The organism is Novosphingobium piscinae (genome assembly GCF_014230355.1).
Classification (GTDB): domain Bacteria; phylum Pseudomonadota; class Alphaproteobacteria; order Sphingomonadales; family Sphingomonadaceae; genus Novosphingobium; species Novosphingobium piscinae.
The window spans coordinates 1-7,175 of sequence record NZ_JACLAX010000038.1 but is presented as its reverse complement, the minus strand read 5'-3'; the positions used below and the strand labels follow the sequence as shown (position 1 = coordinate 7,175).

At 71.2% G+C, this 7,175-nt stretch carries 9 protein-coding genes and 1 tRNA gene; 2 read left to right on the top strand and 8 right to left on the bottom strand.

Going from position 1 to position 7,175, the window contains the following annotated elements; all coding sequences use genetic code 11:
• Positions 1–115: 115 nt before the first annotated feature.
• The 3 genes from surE to H7F53_RS17425 form a co-directional block, all read right to left on the bottom strand.
• Positions 116–877, bottom strand: coding sequence for a 5'/3'-nucleotidase SurE (surE, locus tag H7F53_RS17435; protein WP_185680793.1), 762 nt, complete (start codon positions 875–877; stop codon positions 116–118).
• Between the two features lie 164 nt (positions 878–1,041).
• Positions 1,042–2,322 carry a serine--tRNA ligase gene (gene serS, locus H7F53_RS17430; RefSeq protein WP_185680792.1) on the bottom strand — a complete coding sequence of 427 codons (1,281 nt, stop codon included), beginning with the start codon at positions 2,320–2,322 and terminating at the stop codon, positions 1,042–1,044.
• Between the two features lie 86 nt (positions 2,323–2,408).
• Positions 2,409–2,483 (bottom strand) — tRNA-Val (locus H7F53_RS17425).
• Positions 2,484–2,559: 76 nt separating this feature from the next.
• Between H7F53_RS17425 and H7F53_RS17420 the strand changes: the two genes are divergently transcribed.
• Complete coding sequence (locus H7F53_RS17420; protein WP_185680791.1) at positions 2,560–2,847, top strand: DUF3297 family protein; 288 nt, start codon at positions 2,560–2,562, stop codon at positions 2,845–2,847.
• Between the two features lie 6 nt (positions 2,848–2,853).
• Here H7F53_RS17420 and H7F53_RS17415 read toward each other — a convergent pair whose 3' ends face one another.
• On the bottom strand, positions 2,854–3,501 hold the full coding sequence (locus tag H7F53_RS17415; RefSeq protein WP_185680790.1) for a CHAP domain-containing protein: 648 nt from the start codon (positions 3,499–3,501) through the stop codon (positions 2,854–2,856).
• Between the two features lie 149 nt (positions 3,502–3,650).
• Here H7F53_RS17415 and der point away from each other — a divergent pair, with 149 nt between their 5' ends.
• Positions 3,651–5,030 carry a ribosome biogenesis GTPase Der gene (gene der, locus H7F53_RS17410; protein WP_185680789.1) on the top strand — a complete coding sequence of 460 codons (1,380 nt, stop codon included), beginning with the start codon at positions 3,651–3,653 and terminating at the stop codon, positions 5,028–5,030.
• Between the two features lie 6 nt (positions 5,031–5,036).
• Here the strand turns inward: der and H7F53_RS17405 are convergent, their stop codons facing one another.
• The 4 genes from H7F53_RS17405 to H7F53_RS17390 all read right to left on the bottom strand — a co-directional run.
• Positions 5,037–5,198, bottom strand: coding sequence for a hypothetical protein (locus H7F53_RS17405; RefSeq protein WP_185680788.1), 162 nt, complete (start codon positions 5,196–5,198; stop codon positions 5,037–5,039).
• Complete coding sequence (locus H7F53_RS17400; protein WP_185680787.1) at positions 5,195–5,368, bottom strand: hypothetical protein; 174 nt, start codon at positions 5,366–5,368, stop codon at positions 5,195–5,197. Before H7F53_RS17400 ends, H7F53_RS17405 begins: the two co-directional genes overlap by 4 nt.
• Positions 5,369–5,604: 236 nt before the next feature.
• Positions 5,605–6,777, bottom strand: coding sequence for a DUF418 domain-containing protein (locus H7F53_RS17395; RefSeq protein ID WP_343062138.1), 1,173 nt, complete (start codon positions 6,775–6,777; stop codon positions 5,605–5,607).
• A gap of 71 nt (positions 6,778–6,848) precedes the next feature.
• The coding region (locus H7F53_RS17390; protein WP_185680786.1) for an SPOR domain-containing protein at positions 6,849–7,175 on the bottom strand (327 nt) is incomplete at its 5' end.

The window sequence follows — 7,175 nt, the reverse complement described above, 5'->3', positions numbered from 1 at the left end:
GCCGCCGCGGCGGGGGCGCTCCAGCCGGCGGCGGCCAGCAGCGCCAGGGAGGCGGCCAGCAGGACGGGCGCGGCGGCCAGCGCCGGGCCGGCAGCCCCGCCGGTCCGCCGCGCCGTCATGCGTAGCGGGCCCGCAGGCCGGCCAGCGACCCCTCGTGGGTGAGATCGAGCTGGAGCGGGGTGACCGAGACATAGCCCTCGGCGATCGCCTCGAGGTCGGTGTCGTGCCCCGCGGTGTGCTCGATCCCGTGCAGGCCGAACCAGAAATAGGGAAAGCCGCGCGGGTCGACCGCCTCGACCAGGGTGCCGCGGGCATAGTCGTGGAAGCCCTGGCGCACGGCCTTGATGCCCTTGACCGCGGCGGCGGGCAGGGGCGGGAAGTTGATGTTGATCAGCGTGCGCGGGGCGAACGGCGTTTCCAGCAGCGGGGCGATCGCCCGGGCGCCCCAGTCCTCGGCGGCGGCGAAGTCGACATTGTTGCCCACGCCCTCCTTGGTGTAGACTTGGCTCAGCGCGATTGACGGGATCCCGGCCAGTGTACCCTCCATCGCCGCCGCCACCGTGCCCGAATAGGTCACGTCGTCGCCCAGGTTGGCGCCGCGGTTCACCCCCGAGAGGATCAGGTCGGGCGCGGCTGGCAGCACCTTGCGCAGGGCCATGGTCACCGCATCGGTCGGAGTGCCCGAGACCGAGAAGCGCCGCTCGGCATGCTGGCGCAGCCGCACCGGGCGGGTCAGCGTCAGCGAATGCCCGGCACCCGACTGCTCCTCGGCCGGGGCGCAGACCCACACGTCGTCGGAAAAGTGCCGCGCGATCCGCTCGAGCACGTTGAGCCCGGGAGCGTTGATGCCGTCATCGTTGGTCAGGAGAATGCGCAAGGTCGATCCGATCGGTGGGTGGAAAGCTTAGGGCTGTTGCGAATTGGATATCACCATCAAACCCCGTTCGCCTCGAGCGAAGTCGAGAGGCCGTGCGCGGCATGTCTCGGTTTCGCTCGACACGAACGGAGCTTGGGTCTGGTGCGATCCGGCCACAATACGCCTCAGGCCGCTGGGGTCAGGCGGGTGATCCCGCCCATGTAGGGGACAAGCACCGCGGGGATCGTCACCGATCCATCGGCCTCCTGGTAGTTCTCCAGCACGGCCACCAGCGTGCGGCCGACCGCCAGTCCCGAACCGTTGAGGGTATGGACGAACTCGGTCCCCTTCTGGCCGTCGGGACGATAGCGCGCGTTCATCCGCCGCGCCTGGAAATCGCCGCAGTTCGAGCAGGAGGAGATCTCGCGGTAGGCGTTCTGGCCCGGCAGCCAGACCTCCAGGTCGTAGGTCAGCCGCGCGGTAAAGCCCATGTCGCCGGCGCACAGCAGCATCTTGCGATAGGGCAGCTCCAGCCCCTGCAGGATCGCTTCGGCGGCCGCGGTCATCCGCTCGTGCTCGGCCGGCGAATCCTTGGGCCGGCAGATCGTCACCAGCTCGACCTTCTCGAACTGGTGCTGGCGGATGTACCCGCGCGTATCGCGCCCGGCCGCGCCCGCTTCCGAGCGGAAGCAGGGGGTCAGGGCGGTCAGGCGCAGCGGCAGGTCCGCCTCGGCGAGGATCTGCTCGCGCACCGAATTGGTCAGCGAGACCTCGGCTGTAGGGATCAGCCAGCGCCCGTCGGTGGTGCGGAACAGGTCCTCGGCGAACTTGGGCAGCTGGCCCGTGCCGAAGGCGGCCTCGTCCCGCACGAGCAGCGGCGTTGCACACTCGGTGTAGCCCGCTTGTTGGGTCTGTGCATCCAGCATGTACTGCCCGAGCGCGCGCTGCAGCCGGGCCATCTGGCCGCGCAGGAAGGTGAAGCGCGCGCCCGCGATCAGCGCCCCGGTCTCGAAGTCGAGCCCCAGCGCGGGGCCAAGGTCGGCATGCTCTTTCGGGGCGAAGGCGAACGATCTGGGCGTGCCCCAGCGGCTCACCTCGACATTCTGGCTCTCGTCCACGCCCTCGGGCACGGCGGCATCGGGCAGGTTGGGCCAACGGGCGAGCTCGTCCTGCAGCCGCGCGGTCAGGTCCCGCTCCTCGGCCTCGAGCCGGGGCAGGACATCCTTCAGTTCCGCCACTTCGGCCTTGAGCCGCTCGGCCACATCCCGGTCGCCCTTGCCCATGGCCGCGCCGATCGCCTTGGACGCCTCGTTGCGGCGGCTCTGCGCCTCCTGCATCCGCGTCGCGACCGCACGCCGCTCGGCGTCGAGCGTCAGGATCGCGGCGGATTGCGGCGCCACCTCGCGCCGGGCCAGGCCGGCGTCGAAGGCCTCGGGATTGTCGCGGATCAGCTTGATGTCGTGCATGGCCGCGCCATGCCGCAGCGACCGCGCGCGTGCAAGCGGGCCGGGCGTTGCGGGTGGTCTAGCTTGTGGGAAGCCCGGGTCCGGAATGGTGGGCGCGACAGGGATTGAACCTGTGACCCCACCCGTGTGAAGGGTGTGCTCTACCGCTGAGCTACGCGCCCATTCCGTCGGGAGCAGCGCCCTTAGGAGCCTGCGCGCGAATTGACAAGCGGGGAATCGAGCCTAGAGGCGCAGGACATGAGCGAAGAGACCCTTTCCGGACCGGACACCCCGCCCGATCGCCTGGCGATCAACCCGCGCAGCCCCTTTTTCGACGGGGACAAGCTGAGCCGCGGTGTGGGCATCCGCTTCAAGGGCACGGTCCGCACCAATGTCGAGGAATACTGCATTTCCGAGGGCTGGGTGCGCGTTCAGGCCGGCAAGACGCTCGACCGCAAGGGTCAGCCGCTGACGATCAAGCTCAATGGCCCGGTCGAAGCCTGGTACGAGGATCTTGGCGCCGACGCGCCGGTCGCCAAGGCCTGAGCGCGCCTAACGCTGCCGGGCCAGCCGGGCGGCGATGATCGCGCCGATCGGATCGGCCGCGGCGTCGATCGGGCGCCGGGAGCCCGCGAGCGCGGCGGCCTTCTTCGGATAGATGAAGCCGCGCACCGGCCAGGCCGTGGTGCCCAGCCCCTGGATCGGGGCGAACCACACCCGCACCTGGCTCCAGTCGTTGTCGGGCGAGACATCGATCGCGCGGACATCGTCCTCGATCTGGCCGCGCCGGCCGTTGATCGGGCTCCAGTTCGCGTGGCGCAGCAGCACGGTGCGCGAATCGATGATCCGGCTGACCGCGGCGACATGGCCGAGCTCCATCCGGCCATAGGGTTCGAAGGCCATGACCGCCCCGACCTGCGGCCGGCTGCCGCGGGCATAGCGCCCCTCGGCCTGGGTCCACCAGGTCCAGGCGTCGCCGCGGATCTGGATCCCGCTGACCTGCCGGGCATAGGGCACGCATTGCAGATAGGGCGGCAAGCCGCTGCCCCCTCCGCCGGACACGCTGTCGCGCTCGTCGGCGTCGCCGCGGTCGCCGCGGGCGCGGTCGAGGTCGATCGCCTCGGCGCGGGCCGGCGTGGTCGCACCGGCCGCGAGGAGCGCGGCGAGCAGGGCGGAAAGCAGCGTCTGGGCAGTTCGCATCGTCCGGCTCTTGGGTGCTTGATGGTTAAGCCAGTGTCGCCAAACATGGTTAACGAGTCGTTTGCACCGCCCCTCGGCGCGGCGGTGCGATCGGCGCGCTGGCCGTGCGGCTTGCGCCCGGCGCGGAAAAACGGCAGGGCGACGCTTCCATGCTCCCCCAGGTCATCATCATCGGGCGTCCCAACGTCGGCAAGTCGACCCTGTTCAACCGGCTGGTCGGCAAGAAGCTGGCGCTGGTCGACGATCAGCCCGGCGTCACGCGCGATCGCCGCTTCGGCGAGGCGCACCTGCTCGGGCTTGACTTCACGATCGTCGATACCGCCGGCTGGGAGGACGACGATCCGTCGAGCCTGCCGGGCCGGATGCGCGCCCAGACCGAGGCCGCGCTGGACGATGCCGATGTCGCGCTGTTCGTGATCGATGCCCGCGCCGGGCTGACCCCGCTCGACGAGGAGATCGCCCGCTGGCTGCGCGAGCAGAGCGTGCCGATCGTGCTGCTGGCCAACAAGGCCGAGGGACGTCAGGGCGACGGCGGGCTCTACGAGGCCTTCTCGCTGGGCTTCGGCGAGCCGATCGCCTTTTCCGCCGAGCATGGCCAGGGGCTGGGCGACCTGTTCGAGGCGCTGCTCCCGCTGATCGAGGACAAGCAGCCCGAGGCCCCGGACGAAGACGCCGCCGACGAGGAGGATTACGATCCGGCCGCGATCCTCAAGCTGGCCATCGTCGGCCGGCCCAACGCCGGCAAGTCGACCCTGATCAATGCCCTGCTGCGCGATGACCGGCTGCTGACCGGGCCCGAGGCCGGGATCACCCGCGATTCGATCGCGGTCGACTGGGCCTGGACCGATCCGGCCAGCGGCGAGGCGCGTCCGGTGCGGCTGATCGACACCGCCGGCATGCGCAAGAAGGCGCAAGTGGTCGAGAAGCTCGAGAAGATGTCGGTGGCCGATGCCCGCCGCGCGATCGATTTCGCCGAGGTGGTGGTGCTGCTGCTCGACGCCACCCGCGGGCTGGAGCATCAGGATCTCAAGATCGCCTCGATGGTGCTTGAGGAAGGCCGCGCGCTGATCATCGCGATCAACAAGTGGGACGTGGCCGAGGACGCCTCGGGCCTGTTCAACGGCGTGCGCGCCGCCCTCGACGAGGGGCTGGCCCAGGTGCGCGGCGTGCCGCTGCTGGCGGTTTCGGCCCGGACCGGCAAGGGGCTCGACCAGCTGGTCGGGGCCGCTTTCACGATCCGCGATGCCTGGTCCAAGCGCGTGCCCACCGCCGCGCTCAACCGCTGGTTCGACGATGCGCTGGCCGCCAATCCCCCGCCGGCCCCCGGCGGCAAGCGGATCAAGCTGCGCTACATCACCCAGGCGCGGATCCGGCCGCCCAGCTTCGTGATGTTCGGTACCCGGCTCGACATGCTGCCGGAAAGCTACCGGCGCTATCTGGTCAACGGCATCCGCCGCGAGCTGGGCTTCGATGCCGTGCCGATCCGGCTGACCCTGCGCAGCCCCAAGAACCCCTTCGCCAAGGACTGAGCACGGCTAGTCCCGCGCAGGCGGGGCGCGCTCCGCCTTCGACCGGCGCTGTTCGGGCAGGTCCGGCTGCTGCCCCTCGGGCGTGCCCGGCCGGGTGAAGCCGGGCTGGGCCGGGGCGAACAGCGCCGGATCGGTGCGCCAGCGTTCGGGCTCGGCCCGGGCGTTCATGGTTCCACCCCCAGGGCGGCCCAGAACTCCTCGGCGCTGATCGCGCGCGGGGCGGTCGTGGCAGGCGGACCTTCCACCGCGCGTCGCCACGAGGGATGGGGCAGGGCGACGGCGCCGCTGCGATAGGGCTGGTGGGGCCGGAGGCGGTGCCGGTGCGGTCGGGCGGCCATTCGTAGTCTCCTTGGGAAAACACGAATCGCGCGTCGGTCGCGTGGGCTCGTGCGCTTTAGCCTTTGGTGACGCGGGGCAAGCTGACGGAATCAAAAGCCGCGGCCGCTGCCGGGCGGGACAGGGAGAGAGCTTCCCGGCAGCGACGGGTCTATCTCTACTAATTTAGTAGAAGTATGTCTAGCAAGTCTCGCTTGCCCGGTTGCAAGCCGGGCTTGGGTGGTCCGCTGCTGTGCCCTCACCGCCGCAGCGGAAGCCACTCACCGTAGGTCAGGCAACGCCACAGCCACTCGAGCGGGCCGTGGCGGAAGCGCGCCAGCCACGGCGCGCTCCAGCCCAGCATCAGCCCCCAGCCCCCGAGCAGGAAGGGCCACAGCCAGTGCTCCGGCACGCGCCCGACCAGCCCCAGACCCCAGCCATAGAACACGAAGGTCATCACCAGCGTCATGCCGAGATAGTTGCTGAACGCCATACGGCCGGCCGCGGTCAGGCGTCGGCCGAGCCGGGTGCCTGCCAGCCACGGGCCGATGCGGACCAGCAGCGCACAATAGCCCAGCCCCATCAGCAGGTGCGGCAGCGCCAGGTGATAGGCCAGGGCCTGGACCATCAGCACCGGCGGGAAGTGTGCCCGCCAGGCCCAGGCGGCGAAGGCTGCGGTCAGCAGTCCTCCCGCACCGAGCCCGCCCAGCGCGACCGCGCGCAAGAGGCGCGGGGACCATTGCCCGGCGTAGAGCCCGCTGCGGAACAGCGCCATGCCGATCAGCATCAGCGGCAGGCTCTCGCCCAGCGTGGCGAAGGCCGCGCGCAGCGGCTCGCCGGGCTGGTCGCGCAGCCGTCGTGCCACCTGTGCGGCGAAGCCTTGGCGATAACCCGCCAGTTCGCGCGCCGTGGCGGCGGCGTCCTCGGCGCGCTGCGTGCGGTAGGCGGTCGTCTCGGCGGGACCGGCCGCTCCGGCCAGCACGCGCTGTTCGGCGCGGACCTGCGGCAGGCCGGCCAGTCCCATTGCCAGATGCCAGGCGGCGAACAGCGTCACCCCGGCGATCAGCAGCGGCCCGGGACGGGCCTGGCGCAGGGCCAGCGCGGCGAAGCCTGCCAGCGCATAGGTGAACAGAATGTCGCCCCACCACAGCAGCAGGAAATGGAGGTAACCGCAGGCGGCAAGCCACCCCAGCCGCCGCAGCTGGAGCCGCTCGCCATCCTCGCCGCGCGCCTCGGCGCGGTCCAGGAACAGCAGCAGCGAGGCGCCGAACAGCAGGGTAAAGAGGGCCCGCATCTTGCCCTCGAACAGGACCAGTCCGACCGTGAACCAGGCCTCGTCGGCCAGGCTGCCGGGGGCGGGCAGGTGCGGCGAAAGCGATCCGGCGATCGGCCCGGCGAAGCCGCCGAGGTTGATCGCGAGAATGCCCAGCACGGCCACTCCGCGGATCAGGTCGAGCCCGTCCAGCCGATCGGCCGCCAGCCCCGGGCCGGGCGCGGGATCGTTCAGTCCTGGACCGCCAGACAGGAGACGCCGGCGCCCGCCAGCGCGGCGCAGGCGCGGCCCGCGGCTTCGCGGCTGGCGAAGCCGGTGGCCTGCAGCTTGGTCACCGCGCCGCTGCGGACATTGGCGCGCGGATGCCCGGCCAGCTCGGGCCGGCCCTTGACCCGGGCCCACAGCGCATCGGCGTTTGCGGCCACCCCGAAGGCACCGAGCTGGACGCGCCAGGGCCCGGCGGCCGGGGCGGGAGCCGCTGCCGGCGACGGCTTTGCGGCGGCGGGCCGCGCTGCCGGCTTGGCTTCGGCGGGCGCGGGCGCTGGCGGGGCGGATCG

Bases quoted from the DNA above. Each gene is read 5' to 3' on its own strand.
- serS (WP_185680792.1), bottom strand. From the start codon at position 2,322: ATGCACGACATCAAGCTGATCCGCGACAATCCCGAGGCCTTCGACGCC.
- H7F53_RS17420 (WP_185680791.1), top strand. From the start codon at position 2,560: ATGAGCGAAGAGACCCTTTCCGGACCGGACACCCCGCCCGATCGCCTG.
- H7F53_RS17415 (WP_185680790.1), bottom strand. From the start codon at position 3,501: ATGCGAACTGCCCAGACGCTGCTTTCCGCCCTGCTCGCCGCGCTCCTC.
- der (WP_185680789.1), top strand. From the start codon at position 3,651: ATGCTCCCCCAGGTCATCATCATCGGGCGTCCCAACGTCGGCAAGTCG.
- H7F53_RS17405 (WP_185680788.1), bottom strand. From the start codon at position 5,198: ATGAACGCCCGGGCCGAGCCCGAACGCTGGCGCACCGATCCGGCGCTG.
- H7F53_RS17400 (WP_185680787.1), bottom strand. From the start codon at position 5,368: ATGGCCGCCCGACCGCACCGGCACCGCCTCCGGCCCCACCAGCCCTAT.